This window comes from Paenibacillus sp. Leaf72, assembly GCF_001422685.1.
GTDB lineage: Bacteria > Bacillota > Bacilli > Paenibacillales > Paenibacillaceae > Pristimantibacillus.
In genome coordinates this window covers 1,291,651-1,318,318 of record NZ_LMLV01000001.1, presented here as the reverse complement: position 1 = coordinate 1,318,318, position 26,668 = coordinate 1,291,651, and the positions used below count along the sequence as shown (strand labels likewise).

The following is a 26,668-nucleotide window of genomic DNA, read 5'->3' as shown; positions in this document are numbered from 1 at the left end:
ATTTTACCGATTACGCTTCGATTTCCAGACCAATGCCGAGCTCCCGAGCCTTTTGCACCCAATAGTTCGCTGTTGCAATATCAAAGACGGCCATTCCCATCGGGCAAAATAGAACGGGCTCAGCCGGATCGAATCCAGCAAGCGCGCTGCGGCATACGACATCGGCGAGCGAGCGGGTACCTTCTTTCTCCAGCCCCCGCTCCTTATGGAGCATCTCAATGTCGGTGTTTTCCCGGCATACCTCATCCCAATCATCGACGATGATGGCGTTTACGCTGCTCAAGGCTGCCGCGGTGTAGTCGCGCAGCGAAACGTCCAGCAGCAGGCTGCCTGGAAGGGGCGGAAGATCAATGTAGCGCTTGTCGCTTACCGTACAAGTAATAATGACGTTGCAGCGGCTGTATAGCTCTTGCCAGCTGCCTGCCACCTTCGTTCGTCCACGTAGTCCGACTTTCTTACCAGCGGCGGCATCGGTGACAGCAGTGCTGACAACATCGGCAGCAGTAGTTGCGGCAAGGTTGATATCGTCCAGCTCAACTCCGCGAATGTCATAAACATAAGCTTCATCGATTGTTTCGCCGAACAGCTGCCCGCACATGTCGTAATGCAGCTGGCCGACTGGGCCGAAGCCGATAATGCCGAGCGTTATGCGATGCGGCTTGCTTGGCTGCTGCGCGCTGCGCGCACGCAAATATTGGCGAAGCAGCACAGCGCTAACGGCAGCTGTCCGTGCTGCGCTCGGCAGCGGTGCATGGACAATCGCATACGGCTTGCCCGTGTCTGCATCATTCAGCACCAGCAGGCTGTGCGCTCTGGGCAGTCCGGCATGAAGGTTGCCAGGAAAGCTGGCAATCCACTTTATGCCGGCTGTGTGCATGCTGCCACCGACATAGGCGGGCATGGCAATGATTCGGTTTGCCGCATGGCCGCCGTATCGCAAATATGGCTTTACCGGCTGGGCATAATCGCCGCTATCCATTACATGCACCGCATCTTCAATCTGATCCGCCAGCTCCTGCCAATGGAGTCCAACGGCACGGATATGTTTTTCCCCAAGGTAAATCAAGCTCGTTCCCCTTCCTCATGGTGGAATTGCTGCTGAACCCAATCATCATTGTAGACCGTATCCATATAGCGTTCGCCGCGATCATGTAAAATAACGGTGCAAACAGAGCCATCTGGCAGCTCATGCATCATCGATTGAAGGGCAAAAATAACGGCGCCGGACGATGGCCCGGCCAAAATCGCCTCCTGCTTCACCAGCATCTGGCAGCCAGCAACTATATCGGCATCGTTCACTTTTATCGCATAGTCCATAAATCGGCTTTGCCCGAACGGAGGAACGATGCCGGCTCCGAGGCCCGGAAACAATCTGCTCCCGCTGACACCGCCAAAAATAACGCTGCCCGCCGCATCGACCGCCACAATTTTCGTATCCAGCTTATGGTCGCGGGCATACAGCGCGCACCCGAGCATGGTGCCGCAGGTGCTGACGCCGCCAACGACATAATCAACCCGGCCCAGCGCCTGGACAATTTCCTGCATGGTGCCCTCATAATGCGACAAATAATTATGCTCATTGTTGTATTGATTCGGCCAGTAGCTGCCCGGAATGTCGGCAAGCAGCTGCTGAACGCGGTTCAGCCTGGCAGGCAGAAACTCGCCCGTGTCTGGGTCTGGCTCCTCAACGAGCTCAATGTCGGCGCCATAAGCGCGCATAATGCGGATGTTTTGCTGCGTCGTTCTAGGGTCTACGACGCTAATAAACCGCATTCCGAGATAGGAACAGATCGCGGCGAGGCTGATTGCCATATTGCCCGAGCTGGATTCGACGATGACAGAGCCGGGCCCGATGCGGCCCTGCTCCAAGGCCGCAGCAATAATGCGAGCGGCGGAGCGGTCCTTCGCGCTGCCATTCGGGTTAAGCATTTCCAGCTTGGCATGCACGGTAATTCCGCGATCATTCGCAAACAGCTTTGACAGATGGACGAGCGGCGTCTGACCGATACAAGAAAGCCAATCTTTTCTCATGGGCGATTACCGCCTCCTAAAAATAAAGTTTTTTCGACTTGACCGCTCCCCGCTCAAGCGTCTCATCCTCCGCTGCCCGCGTCACCACGATGCCGGACAGCATGCGACCCCGAATCATTTGGCCAATCGCTTCAATTTTTTGCTCAATGGCTTGCTGAATAACGGCAAGCATGCTATCTTCCAAAATTTTGCTGCGAATATGGATGGACAGTTTATTGCCCTGCAGCCGGACGCGCAGCTCGGCGTCATTGACGAATTGCTGGACGACGCTTTCGATGTCGTAGAGGCTTATTTTTTCCCCGTGCTTCAGATCGGTTCCGATCCGTTTCGAGATACAGCTGAATGTTTGCCTTACCTGTCCATCAATCGTGACAGTGCCGAAATCCCTAACCACATCGTAGGTGACATAACGGACGGCGGGAAACAGGGTACGCTTAAATGACGTAAGCACAAGCACCGTTTCATTGTCATCGAGCGTATCAAAGCGTGGATCTACTTCGTCTGCGCGGAGCGCTTCGGCATGAATGCCGGCATCTAGCACATAAACGCTATGCTCGTGAGAGTAGGAAGCAATGGCGCCGATCTCTATGGAGCCGTAGGTGTCGAGAATATCGCTTGCGCCGATGCCGAACCGTGCAGCCATATTGGCCTGCCAGGCTGGCGGCGCAATTTCGCCGACAATAATGATTTTTTGTATGCCGAAGGCCTTCGGATCTGGTGCGGCGGCAGCGATGGCATCGAGAATGGAAGGCATCGTATACAGCAGCTGCGGGCGAAAAGTGGCGAGGCGCTTGATATGCTCCTCTATCGGCAAGGCGAAGGAAAGCGAGTCTGCTTGGAAGCCAAGCTGCTGAAAAATCGTAATGGCGGTGCTAGCCGCATGTCCCGTTCCCATATCGGCGAGCGCCCTTGTGACAACTGCCGGGCCCCTTGCCAGCCACTCCCGGAAGCAGGCCGCTTTGCTGGCGATATATTGCTCGTCATCCTCCGGAGAATAATAAATCGCTTTGCGTATGCCGGAGGACGTTCCCGACGTACGGTACACGGAGAGCCCGGGTTCCGTACGCAGCTCCTGCGTGAAATAATGCGCCTCCAACCTGTCTGCCGTCATCAGCGGCAGTTCTGGCAGTATGGCGGCGTTTGGATCAATGCCTCGCTCTGCAAGCAGCTCTCCATACCAAGGATGAAAATGGCAAATAAGAGCAAGCTGCTGCTGAATCGTCTGTTTTGGCTCCATCTATGCATATGCCTCCTAACTAATGGACCGCTGGCGGTCACGTATTGGGAATCGAAGCAAAAACGACTTTGTCGTCCTTCTGGGACGAGCGAAGAGCTTTGCCCTAGAATTCTAAGCGGATATAAGGATGAAACTTATAAATTCTTAGAATCGAACAAACATTCTGACAGGCTGCCTTAATTAAGCATATGATGCCGCAGCATGATGGTTCGTTCTATGCCGACAGCGGCCTACAACCATTTTTGAAAAGGTTCGTATGCTAATAGAGAATTGGAATGGAGGGGTAAAGTGACGAGGAACAGAAAGTTAGCGAAGGGTTTGCGAGCAAGGAGCCATGGTGGCAAGGGAAGCAAAAGTGTACGTACTAAAGGTCGAATTATTGGGGGTAAGTGGAGCAAAACGATTGCGATGCGGAAGGATCTAACGCTGAAGAAGCACATCCCGCGGACAAAGCTGGCGACGAAGGACAGCTTGCGCAGCATGCTGAAGCAATACGGAATGGTCTATGTGAAGCCGTCACATGGCTCACAGGGGCGCGGGGTCATGAAGATGCAGAAGCTGGGGGCGAAGTACACGTATCAATTAGGTTCGAAAAAATCGACCTTCACCACTTACGAGGCAGCTTACCGTTCGATTCATAAGGAAATGAAGGGGAAGCGATATTTGGTGCAGAAGGGCATTCGCCTGCTAAAGCATAAAGGACGCCGTTTCGATATTCGGCTTATGGTGCAGCGCGCACCGCAGGGCGGCTGGGCAGCGACCGGGACGCTTGGCAGAGCGGCCCATCCGGGCAAAATTGTAACAAATGGCAGCCAAGGCGGCTCGATCTATTCGACCGTGCAAGTGCTTAAGTCACATGCTGGGCCAGCAGGGCGCTGGAAATTGCTGAAAAGCATGGATCGGCTTGGCCTTCGTACAGCGCGGCTGCTGCGCGGCATTTCTCCCGGCATCAAGGAACTGGGCCTCGACTTTGCCATCGATGCGAAGCTAAAGCCATGGATTCTAGAGGTGAATACCGTGCCGGCCGTTTGCCCGTTCTCGCTGCTTGCCGATAAGTCCATGCTGCGCCGTATCGTCCGGTATGGCAAAGCCTACGGAAAAACCTACCAGCTGAAATGCACCAAGGCGAAGCGCGGAAAATAAGCGAGGAGGCCGTGTCTATCGCGAACGGGTGACCTTATGTTTGGCCTGCCAAGGAGGCAGGCCAGGCGTAAGGTCTTTTTTTCAGCCTGCTTGTTTCCCACGGCAGTGGCCTACTTGAACGTATATTCATGCTCAAAGCGATTGATAAAATAATCCATCACCGGCGCATTCGGCCGGTTTTTCGCCCGAACCCAGCCAAAGTGGACAGGCTGCTGAAAAAAATCTTCAATTTCCAGCATCGCAAATTGCCGGATCGTTTCGTTGGCGTTTTGCCTAAAGGAATAGTCGTGGCCGATCGAGACGGCCAGCCCCTCCAGCAAAGCGCTTTGAATGGCGACATCGTAATCGGTTCGAAACAGCACCTCCACGGGCCCGTGCTGCCTGGTAAAATCATGGATGAACTGGTCGACGTGGTCGTCCTTGTACAGGACGAATGGGTATTGCCGCAATTCCTCCGGCGATATGGTAGCTCGGGAGGCAAGCGGAGATTGGGCGCCAATGAGTGCGACCATTTTTCCCTTGCACAGTGAATGAAACGAGAGACCGTCTATCGGCAGCTTGTCTTCCCGCATGGCAATCATGCCGAGATCAGCCATTCCCTCCCGCACGCTGCCAAGCGTATTCAATGAGCCATCCTCCGTTACCTCGATGCGGAGAGCGGGATGCTCCTTTTTCAGCCAGGCGATCACTTTAACCATCGTCTTCATTTGGGCGGGCATCGTGGACAAGCGAAGCTCGCCGCTTAGGCTGCTCAGATTGCTAGCGGCTTCGAGGCGGATTTCCTCGATTATTTTGGCTGCTTCATGCACTTTTTTTATAATGGCTGCACCCTCAGCAGTAGGCAAGGTTCCGGTTCGGGCACGTTTGAACAGCTTCAGCCCGAGTTCTTTTTCAAGACTAGTGAGGGATTGGCTGAGGGCAGATTGGGAAATATGAAGATTCGCCGCTGCTTCGGATAAGGATTTGGATTTGCTTAGTTCGACGACATACATCAACTGCTCAAGGTTCATAGGTCGCTTCCTTTACATAAGTTTTGCTTAATTAAATGTAAGTATAATTAAATATATTTAATTTAACAACAGGAGTACAATAGCGGTAAGGCAATATAAGCGCTATCATTTTGTTGCTAAAGGAGATGCTGTTTATGAAAGCTGCTGTTATTTATGGAGCTAAAGATGTCCGTATCGAAAATGTGAACGAGCCTGCAGCTGCGGCAGGCCAAGTGAAAATAAAGGTGGAATGGGCCGGGATTTGCGGAAGCGACCTGCATGCCTACCATCATGGGTTTGGCGTATCGGCCGAGCCTCATCCCGTTACAGGTCGCGGCCTTCCGCTTGTGCTAGGCCATGAGTTTGCGGGCGTTGTGACCGAGCTTGGCGAAGGAGTAACCAATCTGGCTGTTGGGGACCGCGTAGCTGTAGAGCCGATCGTGTATGCCGAAGATGATTATTATGTACAGCGAGGCAAATACAATCTGGCTAGTCCGTTTGCTTTCCTTGGCTTGCAGGACGACGGCGGATTTGCTCAATATGCAGTCGCAAATGCCAGCAAAGCTCATAAGCTTCCGGATAATGTAACACTTGAAGAAGGGGCATTGATGGAGCCAACTGCCGTAACGGTTCATGCCGTTAAGGAGAGCCAGTTGAAGATCGGTGATTCGGTCGTCGTTTACGGGGCGGGCCCAATTGGGCTGTTAACGATTATGGCAGCGAAGGCGGCTGGAGCTGCGAGCATTATGGCTGTAGATATTTCGCCGGAACGTTTAAGCAAAGCGCTTGAAGTTGGCGCAACCTCGGTTGTGAACAGCTTGGAAGCAGATGCAACGACAGAAATATTGGCCCAGCATGTGAACGGCGTCGATGTGGCCTTTGAAGCAGCAGGCGCACAAGCGACATTTACCAGTGCTCTTGAGGTCATCAAAAAAGGCGGGCAGCTGCTCATTATTGCCGGTTATGCCAGCCCGGTTACTTTGGATGTGAACAGCATCTTGGTGAAAGAGATATCGATTAAAACGTCACTGGCCTACCATCATATTTTCCCAGAGGTCATCGCCATGGTTTCTTCGGGCCGCCTTGATGTGAAGAAGGTCATTACGAAAAAAATCAAGCTGGACAACCTCGTTGAGGAAGGTCTGGAGCTGCTCATCAAAGACAAAGCGCAGGCTAAAATTTTGATTCATACCCAATCCTGATTCTATTATTAAAAACAAATAGGCTGTTCCAAAGGTCATGCAAATGGGCCTTGGAACAGCCTATTTGTTTTTTTGGCTGGCACGAGGCTCTCAATGGTGGAGCAGGAGCGTCGTAATAGTGCAAATGAGAAGTCGTCTGAGCGGTAGAGGGCGCAAGGGTGCATGCACTATCATCAAAGTATAAGACAGCGACAAGCTCATGCTGAAGAAAGAAGGGGTTCACCTATGGAACAAACGACGGGAAATAAAGGGACAGTGGCAGCGGCAGCTCCCCAGCAGGCAAAGCAGGTTGCCAAATCAAACGTGAAAAAGAAACAGTTCAAGCGCTATTTGCCTTTGTTTCTGATGATGCTTCCGGGGCTGGCGTATTTGATCATTAACAATTATGCACCGATGTTCGGCCTCATTATCGCCTTCAAAAACATCAATTTTGCACAAGGGATTTGGGGCAGCGAATGGATCGGGCTGCAAAACTTCGAATATTTGTTCAAAACGACAGATGCCTACATCATTACGCGGAACACGATTTTGTATAACGGCGGCTTTATCATTTTGAATTTGGTCATAGCGGTAGGAATAGCGATTTTGCTCAATGAGATTCGCAGTAAAATTATGGCCCGCTTTTATCAAAGCGTCGTGCTGCTGCCCTTTCTCATATCCATGGTTATTGTCAGCTATTTGGTTTATGCGGTGCTTAGCATTGAAACGGGCTTTATGAACAAGACGGTTCTGCCGTTTCTGGGACTCGACGCTATTTCCTGGTACAGCGAGGCGCAATACTGGCCCTATATTTTAACCATTGTGCATGTGTGGAAAAGCGTTGGCTTCTACTGCGTCGTTTATTTGGCGGCGATTATTGGAATCGATCAGGAATATTATGAAGCGGCAACGCTCGATGGCGCATCCAAATGGCAGCAAATTAAATCGATTACGCTGCCGCTCATATCGCCAGTGATTACGATGATGACGCTGCTTGCGATCGGCCGGATTTTTTACTCCGACTTCGGCTTGTTTTATCAAGTTCCTATGGACGCAGGAGCGCTCAGTGATACGACAAACGTTATCGACACTTATGTATATCGCGGCTTGATGCAGCTCGGTGATATCGGGATGTCCTCTGCGGCAGGCTTGTATCAATCGTTGGTCGGATTCCTTCTGGTTCTGCTAGCCAACTACATTGTACGCAAAATCAACAAAGACAACGCATTATTCTAAGGAGTGAATGACATGACGCATGAAAATAAATTATGGCAGTGGTCAGCCAACCTGTTTATGATGGCCGTATCGATTGCCTGCCTGCTGCCCTTCGCCTTGCTGGTTATATCTTCTTTCACCGATGAGCAGGCAATTATCAGCAATGGCTATTCCTTTTTTCCAGAACAATTCAGCTTGACGGCTTACCGTTATTTGCTTGATCAATCGCAGGAACTGCTGCGGGCTTATGGCATTACGATACTGGTTACCGTTCTAGGTACATCGGTCAGCTTAATTATTACATCTATGCTGGCTTACCCGCTGTCGAGAAGAGATATTCCGCTGCGCAACCCACTGGCGTTTTTCGTCTTTTTCACGATGCTGTTTAACGGCGGGCTTGTGCCGACTTACCTCATTTACACCCAATATCTCGATATTAAAAATACGATCTGGGCGCTCATTATTCCGGGCCTCCTGATGAATGGCTTTAACGTTATGCTCATGCGCACGTTTTTCATTACGTCCATTCCTGTCCCGATTTTGGAATCGGCTTACATTGACGGGGCAACTGAATTCAGAACGTTCCGTTCGATCGTGCTGCCGCTGTCGCTGCCGATTTTGGCAACGATTGGCCTGTTCCAGACGATTGGCTATTGGAATGACTGGTTCAACGGGCTCGTTTATTTAACAGATCCGAAGCTGTTCAGCATTCAGAACATTTTGAACCGGATACTGACGGACATTCAATTTCTGTCGAACAGCGGCCTTGGCTCCAATGCAGGTCAAAGCATGGCCAAAATGCCAAGCGGCACCGTGCGGATGGCGATTGCAGTAGTCGGCGTTATTCCAATCCTTATCGCGTATCCTTTTTTCCAAAAATATTTTGTTAAAGGCATTACAATCGGGGCGGTAAAAGGATAGGGGGACGACGGCGATGGCGGAACGTTTACGGCATGTGCTTGCAGGAGAGGAAGAAAACTACATTATGCCTCTTCTGTGGCAGCGCGGCGAGGAGGAAGGGCAGATCCGCGAGGAAATGGAGCGAATATATGCTTCAGGCATTAAGGCGGTCATCGTGGAATCGCGCCCGCATCCAGATATGCTTGGTCCCGGCTGGTGGCGGGATATCGATATCATTATGGACGAGGCGCGCAGCCGCGGCATGAAGGTGTGGTTTTTCGATGACGACCATTTTCCAACGGGACATGCAGCAGGCAAGCTGAAGGAAGCTCCGGCTGAGCTGCGCAGAACGTATTTGGCGGAGCGGCATATCGACGCTGTCGGGCCGGCTCCGCAAGCCTCCTTCCTGCTCAATACGCTGCTCCATCCAGGCGATAAGCTGGTCGCGGTTGTGGCGGTTAAGCGTGGAGGGAAACTAGGCGTTACTGGCGCTGAGCAGCTTAGCGGATTTATCGAGCTGACATCCAGCGTGCAAAATAGCGTGCTTTACTGGGATATTCCCGAAGGCTTCTGGCGCATTTTCGTCCTGATTGAGACGGCGGAAGGCGCGGAGGAAGCGAAGCGGAACTATATTAATCCGATTGTGCCGGAGTCTACGCAGGTGTTAATCGACGCGATTTATGAGGGCTATTACGAGCGGTATCGGGATGATTTCGGCAAGACGCTGGCAGGCTTTTTCTCCGATGAGCCGGGCTTCTACAACGATAAAACGACGTTTGACTTCAATTCCCGATTAGGCAAAAAGGGTATCGTCCTGCCGTGGCGCCACGACATGCTGGAGCTGCTGTCCGCCGAATTCGGGCAGCCTGCTGCGGCGCTGCTGCCGCTGCTTTGGTACGAGGGCGGCGAGCAGACGGAGGCGCTGCGCTATACGTTCATGAATACGGTCAGCAAGCTGTATGCCGAGCATTTCAGCGGCAAGCTGGGCGACTGGTGCCGCGAGCGCGGCGTCGAATATATCGGTCATATCATTGAAGACAACAATGTGCATGCGCGGCTCGGCTGCGGGCCGGGACATTTCTTCCGCTCGATGTGGGGCCAGGATATGGCGGGCATTGACGTTGTGCTGCATCAAATTATGCCGGGTTTTGACGAGGTGCCGTTTACATGGATCGCCGGGGAAACGGACAGCGAGTTTTTCCATTATGCCCTTGCGAAGCTTGGCTCGTCACTGGCGCATATCGATCCGAAGAAAAAGGGCCGGGCGATGTGCGAAGTATTCGGCGCCTACGGCTGGAGCGAAGGCCTCAAGCTGATGAAATGGCTGACCGACCATATGCTCGTTCGCGGCATTAACTATTTCGTACCCCATGCTTTTTCGCAAAAAGAGTTCCCGGATGCCGACTGCCCGCCGCATCTGTATGCACGCGGCGAAAATCCGCAATATCGCTATTATCGCCAGCTGAACGATTATACGAACCGCATCAGCCATTTGCTGAACGGAGGACGCCATTATGCGACGGCGGCGGTGCTATACCATGCGGATGCGGAGTGGTCAGGCGCTGAGGCGATGCTGATTCAGAAGCCGATTAAGGCACTGATGCAGGCGCAAATCGATTGCGATGTCATTCCGTTTGATGTTCTGGCAGCAGGAGCTGCCATGGTGAGCGGCGGCGAGCTGCTTGTGGGAAATGAGGCGTATCAATGCCTCATCGTGCCTTATGCTGAAGCGCTGCCGGCAGTGCTCGTGGAGCAGCTGGCAGAGCTGGCTGAAGCAGGGCTGAAGCTGCTGTTTGTAGATGGGCTGCCTGCCCGCACCATTGAGGGAGGCGGAGAAGCGGCGGAGCTTAAGCGCCTGAAAGCGCTGGAACACGCAGCAATTGTTCCGCTTGCAGAGCTTGCGGCGACGCTGCGCGATGAAGGTTTGTACGATATTGAGACGGCGGATGCCGCGCCGTACTTGCGTTATTACCATTATGGACATCAGGACAGCGATGTTTATTTCTTTTTCAACGAGCATCCTTATGAGGTTGTGGATACGGTTGTCAGCTTTCAAACTTCTGCGCGGATGATGGTTTATAACGCCTTTGACAATCAACTGAGCGATGCGAATGTGGAACATATAGATGGTGTGAACCGCCTGAGAATTAGGCTGAGTGCTTACGAGACTTTGATCGTGCTGTCTGGCGAAGAGCTGCCGCAAGCGACGGTGCAGACGCTGCCCAATTATACAGCATGTGTGCCGATAGAGTTGTATGGCGAATGGACGGTTTCAACCTCCGGCTCATTTCAATATCCGGTATTTGAAAGCTATGGGAAGCTGAGCGAGCTGGAAAATATCAACGGCCCGCAACGGCTGCCGGATTTCACCGGAACGATCCGTTATGAGCTTGCATTCGATTGGGATGGCGAGGGCGAGCCGTTGTACTTGGATTTGGGTGCGGCGTTTGAAACGGCGGAGGCAGCGGTGAATGGCGTGAAGCTGGGTACGGCGATTGCCCCGCCTTATCGCTTTGCAGCTGGAATGGCCATTAAGCCGGGAACGAACCGGCTTGTCATTGAAGTGACTAATACGCTGGGCAAGCAGCAGAAGGATTTCTTCTCGCGTTTTATGCAGCAGGAGCCGGGTGGCCTGATTGGGCCCGTACAGCTGCTTGTAGCGCCGAAGGTCTAAGGGGTAAGGACTAAGGGCCAAGGCAGCAGCGAAATTTGTAGAGCAGTAAACCGAAGCGTGGTGAAAACGATGGAGTAAGGCTCCTTTTTCGCCGCGTTCTATACTTAGATGGTTAAACCGAAAGGAGCTAGACACTATGGAGCAAATCCCTCATTTAGTGAGCGAGAATGGAACATCCACTTTGTACGTAAATGGTGAGCCTTACCTTGCGCTTGGCGGGGAAATTCATAATTCCAGCGCTTCAAATCTTGCCTATATGCAGGAGAAAGTGTGGCCAGAAGTTCGCAAGCTGAATTTAAATACGATTATTGCCCCGGTCTATTGGGAATTAATCGAGCCAGAGCAGGGCACGTTTGATTTTTCGCTCGTTGAGGGGTTAATTGAGCAGGCTCGTGCGGAAAATATTCGTTTAGTGCTCCTTTGGTTCGGCTTATGGAAAAATGGCAAGTCCAGCTATGTGCCGAGCTGGGTGAAACGGGATTATGCGACGTATTTCCGTGCCTGTTATGCCGATGGCTCGCCTTCGGATACGATTTCTCCGCTGTGCGAAGCGGCGGTAACGGCTGATGCGGCAGCTTTCAAGCGTCTGATGGCGTTTCTTAAAGCGTTTGATGAGGGAACCCACACCGTAATAATGATTCAGGTGGAAAATGAAATCGGCTTTCTAGGCAGTGAACGCGATTATTCAGCAGCGGCGAACGCTGGATTTGAAGCGGCTGTGCCTACGCAGGTAGCTGAGGCCTATGGCGTGCAGGGCAGCTGGGAGCAAGCTTTTGGAACGGATGCAGGCGAATGGTTCATGGCGTACCATTACGCGCTTGGGGTTGAACGTATTGCGAGCGCAGGCAGTGAGTCATATCCGCTGCCGATGTTCGTCAACGCATGGCTGGAGCAATATCCATGGCGGGCAGGCACGTATCCAAGCGGCGGGCCAGTCGCCAAAGTGATGAAAATGTGGAAGCTTGCAGCACCAACCCTTTGCCTGTATGCCCCGGATATTTATTTGTCCAGCTTTGCGGACGTATGCCAAGAGTACACGCAGGATGGCAATCCGCTGTTCATCCCTGAAGCGCGGCGCGATGTTTCCTCAGCTGCCAATGTGTTTTACGCTATGGGCAAGCACGATGCACTAGGCTTTGCGCCGTTCGGCATAGAAGGCTTTTTTCCTGAGGAAGCTGCAAGCGGCGGACCAGATTTCAGCATTATGATGGCGCTGAATATTGATTTTTCCGGGTTTGTCGTTAATGGGACAGGGCCTTATCTTGCCCAAAGCTACAAGCTGCTTGGCGGCATGCTCGGGCTAATTCAGCAAAATCGCGGCACGGGAAAAATGACCGGCTTTCTCCAGCAAAACGATGGCGGCTGCATTCTTCCCTTTTCCCGCTACGATGTGAAGCTGTCCTATAAACGGCCGGCAGAAGGGACGCCTCCAGCGGGCGGGCTCATCATTGAGCTGTCCGAGGATCGTTTTATTTTCGCGGGGATCGGTTTTTCGGTGGAGCTTCTGCCCAAACAGGGCGAACGCGCGAAGGTCGGCTTGATTCGCGTGGAGGAAGGAACATTCGAGCAAAATGAGTGGGTTCGAGGCAGAGTGCTGAACGGTGATGAGTCTGCGTATCGCATTGCGGTAGGCGATTATGCCTCGGCGCTATATATTGAGGCTTATACGTATAAATAAGGCTTATACGTACAAATAAAGCTTGATATGTACAAACAAAATCGTCGCTGTACCTAGGGCATCTATGCAAACGTAAGAAAGCCAACTGCTGATCGAATTTAGCGCCAAACGTATTTCCGTTACCGGGAGTGCTACTCCTTATCAAAGCGGGCATACTTACTTCAAGATAGCTTCGTTCTCTTCATCAGTGCGAGCATACGTGTTGAAAGATTGCTCGTTCTTTTCACCAATGACCATACGTGCAGAAAGATAGCTTCGTCCTTTTTGTTTCAGGGATTTAAATCGTGCGTAAGGGAGTGGCTTGGCGGACACAGCAGCTGCTATTTCAACAGAATCCAGGGTATGGCACCGTTTGAGGACTCAGGAGCAGCTAATGCGCTTGAAATAGCCATTTTGACGGGAAAATGAGGGCAATAACGGATTTCCTGTCCGCGTAGAACCTGAAATCGGGTCAAAAGCCTGAATAGCGGAACCTCAGTCCTCGCAAAAAGGTCTGAGCATTCCGACCTGTACTGCGTGAGCTCAGCATCAATCGTAGGCTGCGTTTCCACACCATTAAAGCGTGAGATGAGATTGACCTCAGTAAGCTCTAAGCTTGCAGCATTAGGTAGACTATGTTTTGCATACACACCTCAGTTGATCTAAACAAGCTGCTTAATCATGCATATGCAAAATAATATAAAAAAAATAGCCCTCCTGGCTTCCGCTTAACGCGTTCCTGGAAGGGCTATTCGTCATCGATAGGATGGCGCGCTGGATGAATGGCGGACGATAAATTGCGTGTCGACGGCAATTTTAGTTTTGACCGCATGGTCCTGTTCGATAGCTTCAATCGCCAAATCAACGGCAAGATGGGCCATGCGCTCTTTTTCAACATGTACGGTCGTGAGCTCTGGCGAAACAATTCGCGCCTCAGAAATGTTGTCGAAGCCAACGACAGAGGTGTCCTCGGGAACGCGGAACCCAAGGTCAGTCAGCGTCTTAATGGCGCTGATCGCGATGTAGTCGCATTCGCAGAAAAAGGCGGTTGGCAGCTGGCGTCCGGCCGCTTGATAGGCCGCGAGCTGATTTTTCAGCTCCTCCTGAAATGAGGTTATCGTCGGGGCGACGGAAAAAATGTCTTTCTCGTCGATCGACAGCCCCCGCTCCTCTAATGCGGACATGAATCCTTTGCGCCGATCATCAAAATTGCTGATCCGTACATTGGATGCCAAATAACCGATATGCTCGTGGCCAAGCTGGCATAGATGCTCACCCGCCTGATAACCGCCCATCACATTGTTGATCGTAATGAAATGGACGGGAAGCGTCTCAAAGCAGGTATCAAGCACGACGAGCTGTGCGGGCAAGCGGTCAGCCAAACTGGCAATTTGCTCTCTATCGAGGTTCGTGCCGAGCAAAATGACGCCATCGCTGCGGATATCCTCCGCCAAGGCATGGCTGTCACTGGAAAAAGCGTTGACGTCAATTGACGTAAACAGCAGTGAATAGCCCTTGGCCCGGCAGCGTACCTCTATGTAATGAATGAGCTCACGGAAAAAAGGCTGCTGATAATATTGCTCCAGTACGATGCCAGAATTGGCTAAAACGAGAAAGGTCAGCGTTTTGCTGGCGGCTTCCGGCTGTGCAGCTCGTGTTTTAGGCAGATAGCCATTGTCCTTGGCAACCTGCAAAATGCGCTCGCGGGTTTCTTGTCCGATTCCCGGCTTGCCGCTGAAGGCAAGCGAAACTGCTGATTTCGAAACGCCAGCAAGGGCGGCGATGTCTTCCATTTTCACAATAAGTGATTCTCCCTTCGAGCTTCAAGCCGTTTGTTTAGTAAGTTTAGTGTATATCCAGCGGGCATTAAATGCAATGGACATTCGTGGTTTAGCTAAATAATTTAGTTAATATACTAAATTAAAGCGTTTTATTTATATAAACTTATTGACTAGTCGCTGCTTTGCTGCTAAATTGGGAATATGAATGCAGGAAAAGTCCATCAAAAGTTTCGTTTTAGTTTAGTTTGTTTCGCTAAACTTGTAATAGGCTAGAAGCAGCAGCCAATAGGAGGATGCGAGGATGATTTTTAGTGAGGAAACGAAGATCGGATACATTTGGGCGAGCCCCGAGGGACGGAAGGTTTTGCTGAAGCATGCTCCTGAGCTTGCGCATTCGCCTTATCTTTCTTTTATAAAAATGAACACACTGCCGCGCTTCGCAACCTCAAACCAAGCGTTAATGCGCTCACCGGAATGGGTGGCGGAGGTGCTGGCTGAGCTTGCTGGCATTGAATACGTAATTGAGGATGAAACGGCGCAGGAGGCTGCTTCTGCTTTAGATACGGTGAGCAAGGAAGCTTCAGCAGCACAGCTGCCGAACGAGGCACCGCTAGAGGCTGAGGGGTCGGCGAAGCTGCTCGCGCAGAGCGAAGTCGCGCGCTGGGCCGTTTATGAGCTGGAGCTGCATGGCCCCGCTCATGGCAACCCTTTCACGGACGCGGCTCTCAGCGCCGTGTTCAGCCAAGGAAACAGAAGCCTGACCGCACAAGGCTTCTACGACGGAGACGGCATCTATCGCGTGCGCTTCATGCCCGATGCCGAAGGCGAGTGGCGCTACCGCACGAGCAGCAGCGTCCGCGCCATGAACGGCATTGCCGGCAGCTTCGCCTGCCGCGGGGCCGAAGCCGGCAACCACGGTCCGGTGCGGGTAGCGGACACGTATCATTTTTCCTACGAGGACGGCAGCCGTTATTTGCCTATAGGTACTACCTGCTATGCGTGGACGCATCAGGGGCTGGAGCTGGAGGAGCAGACGCTCGCCACGCTCGCGCAGACGCCGTTCAACAAGCTGCGGATGTGCGTATTCCCTAAAGCCTACCTATTTAATGATAATGAACCGCCGCTTTATCCGTATGAGCGCTTGGCAGATGGACAATGGGATTTCACGCGCTTTAATCCGGCGTATTTCCGCCATTTGGAACAGCGGATCGCTGATTTAGGAAAGCTGGGCATCGAGGCGGACTTGATTTTGTTCCATGCGTATGATCGCTGGGGCTTCTCCGAAATGTCGAAAGCGGCAGATGACCGCTACCTGCGCTACATTACAGCGCGTTTGGCGGCTTACCGCAACGTCTGGTGGTCGCTCGCCAATGAATATGACCTGATGTGGGCGAAGGAGGAGCCGGATTGGGAGCGTTTTGCCCAGATCGTTACGGATAATGATCCATACGGGCATCTCATTTCCATCCATAATTGCTTCGGTTTTTATGACTACACCCGACCTTGGGTGACGCATTGCAGCGTTCAGCGAGTGGATGTGTACCGGACAGCGGAGAACACCGACCAGTGGCGCAAGGACTGGAATAAGCCGATCGTCATTGACGAATGTGCCTATGAAGGCGATATCGATATGGGCTGGGGCAATATTTCGGGCGAAGAAATGGTGCGCCGCTTCTGGGAAGGTGCGGTTCGCGGCGGCTATGTCGGCCATGGAGAGACTTATTTGCACCCGGAGGACATTTTGTGGTGGTCGAAGGGCGGCAAGCTGCATGGCACAAGCCCAGAGCGGATTGCCTTTCTGAAAAAAGTGCAGGAGGAAGGGCCGGAGCAGGGCCTAAATCCATTGCGATCCGAGTGGGACGCACCATCGGCTGGCATTGCCGACACTTATTATTTGTTTTATTACGGCTTCAATCAGCCGCGCTATCGGAACTTTACGATGAAGCCGGGCATCGCGTATGAGGTGGAAGTGCTGGATACGTGGAACATGACGGTGACCAAGCAGGCTGGTATTTATGAAGGAACGTTTCGCATTGAGCTGCCGGGCAGGCCATATATGGCGATTCGAATGCAGCGTGCAAATACGAATGGATAATAGCTTGGCCTAATCGTTCATTATGAGTCAACAAGGGGGAGTCAGCGGTGAAAAAGTTGAAGCTTGGCTACGCGCCAACAAGGCGGTTTGTTTTTAGTGCAGAGGATGCGTTTCGGTATAAGGTGCTCATTAAGGAAAAAATCGAAAGCTTCGGCATGGATATTGACATTGTCGATCTGGAGGGTCTCAACAGCGAGGGGCTGCTCTATGATGATCATATTAATGCGGAGGAGATTGCAGAGCATTTCCGGCGTGAAAATGTCGATGCGGTTTTTTTCCCGCATTGCAACTTCGGCACGGAGGATACCGTTGCCCGCGTAGGCAAGGCGCTCGGCAAGCCGGTGCTGCTGTGGGGCCCGCGCGATGAGTCGCCGCTTGAGGACGGCATGCGCCTGCGCGATACGCAGTGCGGACTATTCGCTTCCGGCAAGGTGCTGCGCCGCTTCAACGTGCCGTTCACCTATGTAACGAACACAAGGGTCGATGATCCGGTGTTTGAGCGCGGGTTCACGAACTTTATCGCCGCGGCCAATGTGGTCCGTAAGTTTCGTTCTTTAAGAATTTTGCAAATCGGGCCGCGCCCTGCTTCCTTTTGGACGATGATGTGCAATGAAGGCGAGCTGCTTGAGCGGTTCGGCATTGAAATTCATCCGATTACGCTCGTCGATATTCAGCGCGCTTCGCAGCGCATTGAGAAAGGCAATAGCTCCGAGCTGGCGCAAGCGATCGACTACATTAAAGCGAAGCTCGACTGGTCGGAAGTGACGGAAGCCGATGTGCGCCGTATTGCTGCGCTTAAGGTAGCGATGAAGCAATATGCGGTGCAGACAGGCAGCACAGCGATTGCAATCCAATGCTGGTCTTCGCTTCAGGATGCGATGGGCATTATGCCTTGCCTAGCCAATGCAATCCTCACCGATGAGCAAATTCCGGTTACCTGTGAGACAGATATTCACGGCGCTATTACGTCAGTCATGGTGCAAGCTGCAACGATGAATCAGCATCCAACCTTCTTCGCGGATTTGACTGTGCGCCACCCGGAAAACGCCAATGGCGAGCTGCTTTTCCATTGCGGCAACTTCCCGGTTTCCTTGTCTGTCGAGAACAAGCCAAAGCTGCGCAAGCATTTTCTGTTTGACGATCATGCGCCGGGAACACATGAAGGAGAGATTAAAGGCGGCGGCATGACGCTTGCCCGCTTCGACGGCGACCACGGCGAATACCAGCTGTTTTTGGGCAAAGCACGCGGGATTCAGGGACCTTATACGCGCGGTTCGTATGTATGGGTCGAGGTTAACGATTGGCCGCTATGGGAAGAAAAGCTGGTTAAAGGCCCTTACGTTCACCACTCCGTCGGCATTCACGCCAATGCGATTCCAGCGCTGTATGAAGCGTGCCAATATATTCCTGGCTTGAAGCCAGATGCGGTTGATCCGACAGAGCGGGAAATTCAGGCATGGCTGCGCGGCTCAGGCTTGTAATCGGGATAGAAGGCAACGCGGAGGAAAACAACGAGGAGGGCTAGCGATGGGGAGCAACGCAAGCATGAGCAGCAAGGAGCTCAAAAGCAAAGCAGCACAAATCCGGATGGATTTGCTGCGCATGATTCATGGCGCAAAGACGGGACATACGGGCGGTTCATTGAGCAATACGGATATTTTAACGGCCTTATATTATAAAATTATGACGATTGATCCGGCCCGTCCAAAATGGCAGGAGCGCGACCGTTTTATTGCAAGCAAAGGGCATTCTGTCGAATCATTATGGTGCATTTTGGCTGACCGCGGTTTTTTCCCGAAGGAGGAGCTTGCGACGTTCAGCCAGTTTGGAACAAGGCTCATCGGCCATCCGAACAATAAAGTGCCAGGCATTGAGATGAATACGGGAGCGCTTGGGCACGGGCTGGCGATATCGGTAGGCATGGCGCTTGCTGCGAAGAAGGATGCGAGAGCGAGCCGCGTATTTTGCCTAATGGGCGACGGCGAGCAGGCGGAAGGCTCGGTCTGGGAAGCGGCGATGGCTGGCGCTCATTACAAGCTCGACAATTTGGTTGGCATTATCGACCGCAACCGGCTGCAAATTAGCGGTTCGACGGAAGAGGTTATGGGACTGGAGCCATTGGAGGAAAAATGGGCCGCTTTCGGCTGGCATGTCGTCTCCATCGATGGCAATGATATAGACGCGCTTGTAGAAGCTTTCGAGTCTGCCCCGGCTGTGGCTGGCAAACCTACGCTCGTTATGGCGAATACGGTGAAGGGCAAAGGAGTGTCATTTGCTGAAAATGTTCCGCATTGGCATCATCATGTGCCTAACGATGAGGAGCTGGCAAAGGCGCTAGCTGAGCTTGAAGCCGTCATCAACAGCTACTCACAGGAAGGGCAGGTGCAATAAGCGATGGCGAATAAAATACCGAATCGGCAAGTCATTTGCGAGACGCTGGTGACGCTGGCGCAGGAAGACAAAGATATTATGGTGCTGGCGAGCGACTCGCGCGGCTCGGCGGCAATGGCGCCTTTCGCCAATGCTTATCCCGAGCAGTTTGTAGAGGTCGGCATCGCGGAGCAAAATATTGTCGGCATCTCAGCAGGCCTTGCCCACAGCGGCAAAAAGCCATTCGTGACGTCGCCGGCTTGCTTCCTGAGCATGCGCAGCATCGAACAAATAAAAGTCGATGTCGCGTATTCTGGCACAAATGTGAAGCTCGTTGGCATTAGCGGCGGCATTAGCTACGGCGCACTCGGCATGTCGCACCATTCGGTGCAGGATATCGCTGTGGCACGGGCGATTCCGGGGCTAGCGATTATATTGCCGGCGGATCGCCATGAGACGAAGCGGATGACCGAAGCGCTTGCCGTACATGAGGGCGGCGTGTACGTCCGTATCGGCCGCAATCCGGTCGAAGACAGCTACGAGTCGGATGACTACGAATTTGTCATTGGCAAAGCGGTTACGATGCGTGAAGGCAGCGATATTACGATCATTGCGACGGGAGAGACGGTACGCATCGCCTTGGATGCGCAGGCAGAGCTGGCGGAAGCAGGCGTGTCGGCACGTGTGCTGAACATGCATACGATCAAGCCGCTTGACGAGGAAGCCATTGTGCGGGCTGCGCAGGAAACGGGCGGCATCATTACCGTTGAGGAGCACAGCATTCATGGCGGGCTGGGCGCAGCGGTTGCCGAGGTAGTCGTGCAGCAGCATCCGGTACCGATGCGGATTTTGGGCATTCCCGATGAGCCGGCGATAGCTGGGAAATCGTCCGAAGTGTTTGACCATTATGGCATTAGCAGCAGCAATATAAAAGCGGTTGCTCTAGGCATGCTGAGAAAGTAGAGGGCCTTGGCGATGGACAAAAGCTATCTGCTGACGATTGATCAAAGCACGTCCGGCACGAAGGCGCTCGTCATTAATCGCGCGGGCGAGGTTGTGTCCCGCAGTGCTGCGGAGCATAAGCAGTATTATCCGCAAGCAGGCTGGGTGGAGCATGACCCGCTGGAAATTTATGAGCAGGTGAAGCGGACAGCGAAGGAAGCACTGGAGGCGGCAGGCATAGCAGCGGGCGAGCTTGCGGCCCTTACCATTACGAATCAGCGGGAGACCGCTGTAATGTGGGATAAGGAGACGGGCGAGCCCGTTCATCGCGCCATTGTGTGGCAGTGCCAGCGTACTGCTGAGCGCTGCGATGCGCTAAAGGCAGAGGGCTTGGAGCCGCTTGTACAGGCGAAGACAGGCCTGCTGCTTGATCCGTATTTCTCGGCGGCAAAATGGGGCTGGCTGCTGGAGCATGCCGCCGGCGCCAAGGAGCTGCTCGCAGCAGGCAGGCTGCTCGTCGGTACGATCGACAGCTGGCTGCTATGGAAGCTGACGGGCGGGGACGTGCATGCAACCGACTATACGAATGCGAGCCGAACGTCGCTGTTTAATATTCATACGCTCGAGTGGGATGCGGAATTATGTGGGCTGTTCGGCCTTCCACCTGCGCTGCTGCCCGAGGTGAAATGCTCGGATGAGCGGTTCGGTTACACGAACGACTCGGATTTATTCGCTGAGCCCGTCGCGATAGCGGGCGTCGTTGGCGATTCGCAAGCTGCGCTTTATGGGCAGCTGTGCTTGGAGCCCGGCATGGCGAAGGCAACCTACGGCACCGGGACGTCGGTGCTGATGAATGTGGGGAGCAAGCCAGTCGCTTCCAGCAATGGGCTGGTGCTCGCCATTGCTTGGGGGCTCAGCGGCAAAATGACCTATGCGCTGGAAGCGGTCATTCGCACCTCCGGCGACAGCATGCGCTGGGTGCGGGATAATCTGGGGCTGTTCAGCTCGTTTAGCGAGCTTGCGCAGCTGCTTGAGGAGACGCCAGACAATGATGGCGTCTATCTAGTCCCAGCCTTCGTTGGGCTGGGCGCGCCCTATTGGAAGCCGCATGCCCGGGCGGCGATTACCGGCATGAGCCGGGGAACGGGCAAGGCGCATATTGTGCGCGCCGCCCTGGAAAGCATCGCCTATCAGGTGCGCGATGCGGCCGAGCTGATGCAGGCGGAGACCGGCATCGCTCTGAAGGGTCTGCGGGCCGATGGCGGAGCGTCGGATAATGCCGTGCTCATGCAGTTCCAGGCGGATATGCTCGGGCAAACCGTCGCTAAATCCGGCGTAGCGGAGCTTTCCGCAATGGGCTCTGCCTATATGGGCGGCGTAGGTGCAGGCTTTTGGGCGAATGAGGAGCAACTGGTTCAGCTATTGAGCACTAAGGAGAACGCTTATCGCTCGTATGCGCCTGCGATGAAGCAGCAAGAGAGAGACCGCTTGTACAAAGGCTGGAAGCAAGCGGTTGCCTCTGTATTGCATGACGGCTAGTTAAGTCAACAATTAAACGACTTTTTGTATGACTTTAGGCAACGAAGCATGTTATAATGCTTATAGATTATGCGTACAATGCAAAGAGAGCCGTGCGTCAACACGACTCTCTGCGCAATAGCCGCTTTTAAGGGCGGTAGGCTCCGCAATGAATGAGATACACGAATAGACCGCATTCCTTTGCTAGAGGGCGGTCTATTTGCGTTTATTGGACAGCAGCGCTACGATAAGCGTACCAAAGGTAAGCATAAGCATGAGTGCTTCGAAAACTGTCACAGGGCATCCCTCCCTTCTTGAGGAGGTAGCCGACCGCGCCTTTAAGCCTATTCTATTACTTTGCGATTATACCATGGAGTAGGATGAAATGGATAGATATGTATATTTAGAATAAGCTTTAGCAGCGCAAAATAGCCAACATTGACGCAGGTACAAGCTTTAAGGTATAAAAAGAGTGTAAACGCTTTTATTTTCACATCGAGAGGAGAATTACCTTTATGACATTGGAAATTGGATTGCAGCTGTTTTCTGCCAAAACCGAATTTGCACGCGATCGCGCCGGCACTTTAAATAAAATTGCGGAGATTGGCTACAAAAACATCGAAATCCCACTCGATTTTACAGGCCAGGATATGTTTAAGCTGGGGGACTTAAAGGCTGCTGATTTGAAGCAAATGGTAGATCAAGCAGGCTTGAATGTGATTGCCACGCACATTTTCGTCTCGGACGATGCGCAAATCGCTGATGTCATTGCCTTCAATCAAGAGCTGGGCAGTACGAAAGCGATTATTCCGATTTCATTTTTCACCAATTACGAGGATGTCCTTGCCTTCAGCGAGAAGCTGAACCGCTATGGCAGCCAAATGCGCGAGCAGGGCATCAGCCTGCTTTATCATAACCATTTCCATGAGTTCCAGAAGTTTAATGGAAGCTATGCGCTCGATATTATTTTGGAGCATACTTCTCCTGAAAATGTCGGTTTCGAGCTTGATACCTACTGGGCGCTTCGCGGCGGCGTTGATGCTGTAAGCTATATCGAGAAGCTGGGCAGCCGCTGCGAATTTATTCATCAGAAGGATTTGCCGGCGAGCGTTAACCCGGTTAACCTTTTTGAAACGCTTGATGAAAATGAGCCTGTGACGATGGGAACGTTCATGTCGATTGGCAGCCCGGATGCATTCACCGAAATTGGAGAAGGCACGATTGATATTGCGGGCATTTTGCGGGCGACCCAAAAGCATACAAGCACTAAATACATCATTGTAGAGCAGGACGCAACAAACAAAGGCGAGCTGGAAAGCATTGAGATTAGCTATAAAGCTTTGACTAAGCTGTTGGCTGAGCTGTAGAATACAGCAATTATAAACGACTGCTATCATAGTTGAAAAAGTAAGAGCCGAGATCTGTTTTGCAGATTTCGGCTCTTTTTGATTTTGCCCAAGTAATTCCCAGCCGACCCAAAATCGAATGGGCTAAAGCATTGACTAATTTCGCGAAAAGATTTATAGTGATAAATAGTTTAGTGATGAAATATTTATTAATTGCGCTTTATGGCTAAGCGCTGGAATGATTGTTCGAGGAAAGCAATTACGATGAAAGCAATCAAGAAAGGAGTGAATACATGCCAAGCAGGGAAGACGTCGTCGAGCTCTCCACTATGTTCAAATTGATCATGAGAAATGCAAATACAGAGTGGAACAAGCGGATGCAAGGGAATATGTCGTTGTCCCAGTTCAAGCTGCTTTATTGGCTCAAGCAGGGTGGTCAGCAAAGAGTGTCCGATCTGGCGGAGAAAATGTGCATTTCCGCTGCCGCCATAACGGGATTGGCTGATAAGCTGTCTGCTGACGGCAACATTGATCGGGTTCGGGATGAGGAAGACCGCCGTGTCGTATACATCGATATTACCGATAAAGGGAAAGCTACACTCGACCAAATATCGGATGATCAAAAAGAGACGCTGAGCATGATGTTGGATTGTTTGGACCCAGAGGACATCGCGCATTTAAAACGGATTTTCAAAAAGCTAAGCGTTCAATTTCATACTTAATTCACACCGGATGAGAGGAAGAGATTTTATTTATGGAACATTTATCACAAAAAAGAAAGCTGACCATTATGGTGGCAATTATGTTCGCTATGTTTTTTGCAGCGATCAACCAAACCATCGTCAGTACGGCGATGCCAAGAATTATTGCGGAGCTGCACGGTATGGAGCTGTATACATGGTCGATTTCGATCTACATGCTCACTTCAACCATCGCGACCGTTCTTGTCGGCAAGCTGTCGGATATTTACGGACGAAAGCCATTTATATTAGCCGGTATTTTATTTTTCATTATCGGCGCTTTTCTTGCAGGAACGTCGACTGACGTTTATCAAATGATTTTCTATCGTGCGATACAAGGTGTGGGCGCGGGTATTATTATGGCAACAGCCTTTACCGCAGTAGGCGACTTATTCCCGCCAAGGGAACGCGGCAAATGGACCGGAATTATGACAGCCGTTTTTGGTTTTTCCAGCGTTCTTGGCCCAACCTTCGGCGGTTATATCGTTGACCACATGGCGTGGCACTGGGTGTTCTGGATTTTCCTGCCGATCGGCATTATCGCCTTCATTATGATTTTGATGCTGTTTCCGAAGACGGAACGCAAGCAATCCGAGTCGATTGACTACTTGGGCTCGCTGTTTCTGACAACTACGCTTGTGCCGTTGCTGCTTGCTTTTACATGGGCAGGTACGAAATATGCTTGGGGCTCTGCCCAAACCATTGGTTTATTCGCAGTAACGATCGTATCAGCGATCATTTTTGTAGCCGTTGAATCCAAGGCAAAAAGCCCTGTGCTTCCGCTTCATTTTTTCAAAAATGGAATTGTAACGCTCTCTAATGTGATTGGCTTCCTGATGAACTTCGGGATGATGGGCGCTTTGATTTACCTCAGCTTCTTCGTGCAAGGCGTGCTGGCGATTTCGCCAACCTATGCCGGATATGTAACGATGCCCATGTCGATTGGTATGGTCATTACGAGCGCGATTGGCGGCCAATTGATCAGCAAATCGGGCAAATACAAAAAATTCGCCTTAATCGGCATGCCGCTCATGGTGGCAGGCATGGTGATGATGGTGTTCATGAACAGCGTGTGGATGGCGGTTCTGGCGATGACTGTTTTCGGCCTGGGCCTCGGCCTTGGGATGCCGGTATTCTCGCTGGCCATTCAAAATGCGGTTCCATTCAAGGAGCTTGGCGCCGTTACGGCGGCAATGCAGCTGTTCCGTAATATGGGCGGTACCATCGGTATTGCTGTAATGGGCACCGTGCTTTCAACCAGCTTGAAAAATAATCTGACGGAGCTTGCCCAGTCTGGGGAAGCGGTTGACCTAAGCAAGCTTGATCCGAAAGTAGCCCAAGAGTTTGCCGTATTTGCCAATCCGCAAATGCTGACGAACCAGCCGGAGCTGGAAAAGCTGCATCAAAGCTTGCCAGCCGACCTTCAACCGTTATTTACTAAAATGGTTGAAATGCTTCGCGAGGCGCTCGCTTCGTCGCTTTCTACCGTGTTTCTGGCAGGTACGCTCATTTTGGTGGGCGCGGTTATTCTGACCTTCTTCCTGAAAGAAATTCCGCTCCGCACCTCGAATGCAACGCCACAGCCGGCAAATCCGGATGCAGCGTCGGATACGGATGCAGGCAGCAAGCTGCGCGGCAAGCTTGTCGGTCAGACGACAGAATAAGCAAATTCAAATCTGTACGCTTCTACATCAAAATGAATGCCATTAATTAAAAAGCTCTCCTGCATGAGGTCAGGCTTCACAAAAGCCGACTTTAAGCAGGAGAGCTTTTTTGTAGAGGAAAACCAGAAGTGATTGATGTGCAATCAGGCATCTCTTGCGCAGCGGAATCCCATATTGCCGGAAGCGCTGTCGGGCGTATTGGAGCTGCGGGCGGCAACCCGATAACGATTGCAGTAGGAGCGATGGCACAGGTAGGAGCCGCCCTTCATCACCTTGCTTTGTCCTCTTGGAGGTCCTTGGGGGTTTAGGAGCGAAGCTGATTGGTGATAATCAACACTAAACCAGTCAGCGCAGAACTCCCATACATTTCCGACGACATTGTACAGGCCATATCCATTCGGCAAATAGGCATCTACAGGCGCAGTCCCTGCATACCCATCCATGTTAGTATTCAATGTTGGAAATTTCCCCTGCCAGATGTTACAGCGATATTGTCCGTCGGGCTTCAAATCATCTCCCCAAGGATAGCGCTTTTGATCCAGTCCGCCACGAGCAGCATACTCCCACTCCGCCTCCGTTGGGAGCCGTTTCCCCGACCATTTGCAATAGGCTAAGGCATCGTTAAAGGAAACCTGTACGACAGGATGATCCATCCGGTCTTCAATGCTGGAATCCGGCCCATCCGGATGCTTCCAGTCGGCGCCCTCCACGACCCACCACCAAGGTGTGCGTTGCACAGATCGAGTAACCGTTCGCGCACATGCCTCCGAAACAAAAAGATGGAATACGTAGGACCAGCCATATTGTTCCGATTCGGTTGCGTAGCCAGTAGCATCAACAAATTGTTTGAATTCCCGGTTGCTGACCGCATAGGCATCTATATAAAACGGAGATAGCTCAACCTCGCGAACTGGTCCTTCCCCGTCGCTGGGAAACCCTTCTAAATCGTCGGTTCCCATCTGAAAAGTGCCACCTGGCAATAATATCATAGAAGGCTGAGGCGGATTTTCGGAGGGTTTGCTTGCTCTCAGCGGTTTATGGAAGCAAGTAGATGAAGATAATGGAGCTGTGCTGCTGTCTTGGCGTCTTGCTGCACAACAAGACTTGTCAGGCTGATGATTCATTTCATCACTCATTAATCGATATCCCTCTTTTTATATGATTTCTTATCTACGGATCACGGAT

General features: G+C 52.1%; 21 protein-coding genes. 14 read left to right on the top strand and 7 right to left on the bottom strand.

The annotated features are described in order from the left end of the window. Positions 1-10 precede the first annotated feature (10 nt). From ASF12_RS05725 to ASF12_RS05715, 3 genes are read right to left on the bottom strand one after another with little or no spacing between them, the layout of a single operon-like run. Positions 11-1,066 carry a 2,3-diaminopropionate biosynthesis protein SbnB gene (locus ASF12_RS05725; protein ID WP_056030727.1) on the bottom strand — a complete coding sequence of 352 codons (1,056 nt, stop codon included), beginning with the start codon at positions 1,064-1,066 and terminating at the stop codon, positions 11-13. Next, entirely contained in the window at positions 1,063-2,031 is a 969-nt protein-coding gene (sbnA, locus tag ASF12_RS05720; RefSeq protein WP_056030724.1) for a 2,3-diaminopropionate biosynthesis protein SbnA, read from the bottom strand. Before sbnA ends, ASF12_RS05725 begins: the two co-directional genes overlap by 4 nt. A 16-nt stretch (positions 2,032-2,047) precedes the next feature. Continuing rightward, positions 2,048-3,268, bottom strand: coding sequence for a hypothetical protein (locus ASF12_RS05715; RefSeq protein WP_056030721.1), 1,221 nt, complete (start codon positions 3,266-3,268; stop codon positions 2,048-2,050). A gap of 318 nt (positions 3,269-3,586) precedes the next feature. Here ASF12_RS05715 and ASF12_RS05710 point away from each other — a divergent pair, with 318 nt between their 5' ends. Next, positions 3,587-4,411, top strand: a complete 825-nt coding sequence (locus ASF12_RS05710; protein ID WP_442952517.1) for a YheC/YheD family protein — start codon at positions 3,587-3,589, stop codon at positions 4,409-4,411. 110 nt (positions 4,412-4,521) lie between these two features. Here ASF12_RS05710 and ASF12_RS05705 read toward each other — a convergent pair whose 3' ends face one another. Then, complete coding sequence (locus ASF12_RS05705; protein WP_056030717.1) at positions 4,522-5,421, bottom strand: LysR family transcriptional regulator; 900 nt, start codon at positions 5,419-5,421, stop codon at positions 4,522-4,524. 134 nt (positions 5,422-5,555) lie between these two features. Here ASF12_RS05705 and ASF12_RS05700 point away from each other — a divergent pair, with 134 nt between their 5' ends. From ASF12_RS05700 to ASF12_RS05680, 5 genes are all read left to right on the top strand, one after another. Continuing rightward, on the top strand, positions 5,556-6,602 hold the full coding sequence (locus ASF12_RS05700; protein WP_056030715.1) for a 2,3-butanediol dehydrogenase: 1,047 nt from the start codon (positions 5,556-5,558) through the stop codon (positions 6,600-6,602). 345 nt (positions 6,603-6,947) lie between these two features. Further along, a complete protein-coding gene (locus tag ASF12_RS05695; protein WP_155972952.1) occupies positions 6,948-7,817 on the top strand; it encodes an ABC transporter permease in 870 nt (289 codons plus the stop codon). Positions 7,818-7,829: 12 nt separating this feature from the next. Further along, a complete protein-coding gene (locus ASF12_RS05690; protein ID WP_056030709.1) occupies positions 7,830-8,717 on the top strand; it encodes a carbohydrate ABC transporter permease in 888 nt (295 codons plus the stop codon). Between the two features lie 13 nt (positions 8,718-8,730). Next, positions 8,731-11,370 (top strand): glycosyl hydrolase, encoded by a 2,640-nt coding sequence (locus ASF12_RS05685; protein ID WP_056030706.1) that lies wholly within the window; start codon positions 8,731-8,733, stop codon positions 11,368-11,370. A 136-nt stretch (positions 11,371-11,506) separates the two neighbouring features. Continuing rightward, positions 11,507-13,048, top strand: a complete 1,542-nt coding sequence (locus tag ASF12_RS05680) for a GH35 family beta-galactosidase (RefSeq protein ID WP_056030704.1) — start codon at positions 11,507-11,509, stop codon at positions 13,046-13,048. Between the two features lie 734 nt (positions 13,049-13,782). Here the strand turns inward: ASF12_RS05680 and ASF12_RS05675 are convergent. Continuing rightward, a complete protein-coding gene (locus tag ASF12_RS05675) occupies positions 13,783-14,826 on the bottom strand; it encodes a LacI family DNA-binding transcriptional regulator (protein WP_200931585.1) in 1,044 nt (347 codons plus the stop codon). Between the two features lie 283 nt (positions 14,827-15,109). On the opposite strand from ASF12_RS05675, the gene ASF12_RS05670 reads away from it, so the two are divergent. The 5 genes from ASF12_RS05670 (at position 15,110) to glpK (ending at position 21,754) form a co-directional block, all read left to right on the top strand. Further along, positions 15,110-16,903 (top strand): DUF5605 domain-containing protein, encoded by a 1,794-nt coding sequence (locus ASF12_RS05670; protein ID WP_056030702.1) that lies wholly within the window; start codon positions 15,110-15,112, stop codon positions 16,901-16,903. Between the two features lie 47 nt (positions 16,904-16,950). After that, the gene (locus ASF12_RS05665) at positions 16,951-18,384 is read left to right on the top strand and encodes an L-fucose/L-arabinose isomerase family protein (RefSeq protein WP_056030699.1); all 1,434 of its coding nucleotides are present in this window, start codon (positions 16,951-16,953) and stop codon (positions 18,382-18,384) included. Between the two features lie 64 nt (positions 18,385-18,448). Next, on the top strand, positions 18,449-19,294 hold the full coding sequence (locus ASF12_RS05660) for a transketolase (protein ID WP_056032860.1): 846 nt from the start codon (positions 18,449-18,451) through the stop codon (positions 19,292-19,294). Positions 19,295-19,297: 3 nt separating this feature from the next. After that, the gene (locus ASF12_RS05655; RefSeq protein WP_056030696.1) at positions 19,298-20,236 is read left to right on the top strand and encodes a transketolase family protein; all 939 of its coding nucleotides are present in this window, start codon (positions 19,298-19,300) and stop codon (positions 20,234-20,236) included. 12 nt (positions 20,237-20,248) lie between these two features. Then, positions 20,249-21,754: a glycerol kinase GlpK gene (gene glpK, locus ASF12_RS05650; RefSeq protein ID WP_056030693.1), complete on the top strand. Its 1,506-nt coding sequence runs from the start codon at positions 20,249-20,251 to the stop codon at positions 21,752-21,754. 195 nt (positions 21,755-21,949) lie between these two features. On the opposite strand, the gene ASF12_RS36490 is transcribed toward glpK, so the two are convergent. Next, complete coding sequence (locus ASF12_RS36490; RefSeq protein ID WP_442952516.1) at positions 21,950-22,030, bottom strand: putative holin-like toxin; 81 nt, start codon at positions 22,028-22,030, stop codon at positions 21,950-21,952. A 218-nt stretch (positions 22,031-22,248) separates the two neighbouring features. Here ASF12_RS36490 and ASF12_RS05645 point away from each other — a divergent pair, with 218 nt between their 5' ends. From ASF12_RS05645 to ASF12_RS05635, 3 genes are all read left to right on the top strand, one after another. Next, positions 22,249-23,100, top strand: coding sequence for a sugar phosphate isomerase/epimerase family protein (locus ASF12_RS05645; RefSeq protein ID WP_056030689.1), 852 nt, complete (start codon positions 22,249-22,251; stop codon positions 23,098-23,100). Between the two features lie 272 nt (positions 23,101-23,372). After that, a complete protein-coding gene (locus ASF12_RS05640) occupies positions 23,373-23,801 on the top strand; it encodes a MarR family winged helix-turn-helix transcriptional regulator (RefSeq protein WP_056030685.1) in 429 nt (142 codons plus the stop codon). Positions 23,802-23,833: 32 nt separating this feature from the next. Beyond that, the gene (locus ASF12_RS05635) at positions 23,834-25,483 is read left to right on the top strand and encodes an MDR family MFS transporter (RefSeq protein ID WP_056030682.1); all 1,650 of its coding nucleotides are present in this window, start codon (positions 23,834-23,836) and stop codon (positions 25,481-25,483) included. 143 nt (positions 25,484-25,626) lie between these two features. On the opposite strand, the gene ASF12_RS05630 is transcribed toward ASF12_RS05635, so the two are convergent. After that, a complete protein-coding gene (locus ASF12_RS05630; RefSeq protein WP_235533048.1) occupies positions 25,627-26,619 on the bottom strand; it encodes a formylglycine-generating enzyme family protein in 993 nt (330 codons plus the stop codon). Positions 26,620-26,668: the final 49 nt, after the last annotated feature.

Coding starts and splice junctions, on each gene's coding strand:
- sbnA (WP_056030724.1), bottom strand. CDS start 2,031: ATGAGAAAAGATTGGCTTTCTTGTATCGGTCAGACGCCGCTCGTCCAT.
- ASF12_RS05715 (WP_056030721.1), bottom strand. CDS start 3,268: ATGGAGCCAAAACAGACGATTCAGCAGCAGCTTGCTCTTATTTGCCAT.
- ASF12_RS05705 (WP_056030717.1), bottom strand. CDS start 5,421: ATGAACCTTGAGCAGTTGATGTATGTCGTCGAACTAAGCAAATCCAAA.
- ASF12_RS05700 (WP_056030715.1), top strand. CDS start 5,556: ATGAAAGCTGCTGTTATTTATGGAGCTAAAGATGTCCGTATCGAAAAT.
- ASF12_RS05695 (WP_155972952.1), top strand. CDS start 6,948: ATGATGCTTCCGGGGCTGGCGTATTTGATCATTAACAATTATGCACCG.
- ASF12_RS05690 (WP_056030709.1), top strand. CDS start 7,830: ATGACGCATGAAAATAAATTATGGCAGTGGTCAGCCAACCTGTTTATG.
- ASF12_RS05685 (WP_056030706.1), top strand. CDS start 8,731: ATGGCGGAACGTTTACGGCATGTGCTTGCAGGAGAGGAAGAAAACTAC.
- ASF12_RS05680 (WP_056030704.1), top strand. CDS start 11,507: ATGGAGCAAATCCCTCATTTAGTGAGCGAGAATGGAACATCCACTTTG.
- ASF12_RS05670 (WP_056030702.1), top strand. CDS start 15,110: ATGATTTTTAGTGAGGAAACGAAGATCGGATACATTTGGGCGAGCCCC.
- ASF12_RS05660 (WP_056032860.1), top strand. CDS start 18,449: ATGAGCAGCAAGGAGCTCAAAAGCAAAGCAGCACAAATCCGGATGGAT.
- ASF12_RS05655 (WP_056030696.1), top strand. CDS start 19,298: ATGGCGAATAAAATACCGAATCGGCAAGTCATTTGCGAGACGCTGGTG.
- glpK (WP_056030693.1), top strand. CDS start 20,249: ATGGACAAAAGCTATCTGCTGACGATTGATCAAAGCACGTCCGGCACG.
- ASF12_RS05645 (WP_056030689.1), top strand. CDS start 22,249: ATGACATTGGAAATTGGATTGCAGCTGTTTTCTGCCAAAACCGAATTT.
- ASF12_RS05640 (WP_056030685.1), top strand. CDS start 23,373: ATGCCAAGCAGGGAAGACGTCGTCGAGCTCTCCACTATGTTCAAATTG.
- ASF12_RS05635 (WP_056030682.1), top strand. CDS start 23,834: ATGGAACATTTATCACAAAAAAGAAAGCTGACCATTATGGTGGCAATT.
- ASF12_RS05630 (WP_235533048.1), bottom strand. CDS start 26,619: ATGAGTGATGAAATGAATCATCAGCCTGACAAGTCTTGTTGTGCAGCA.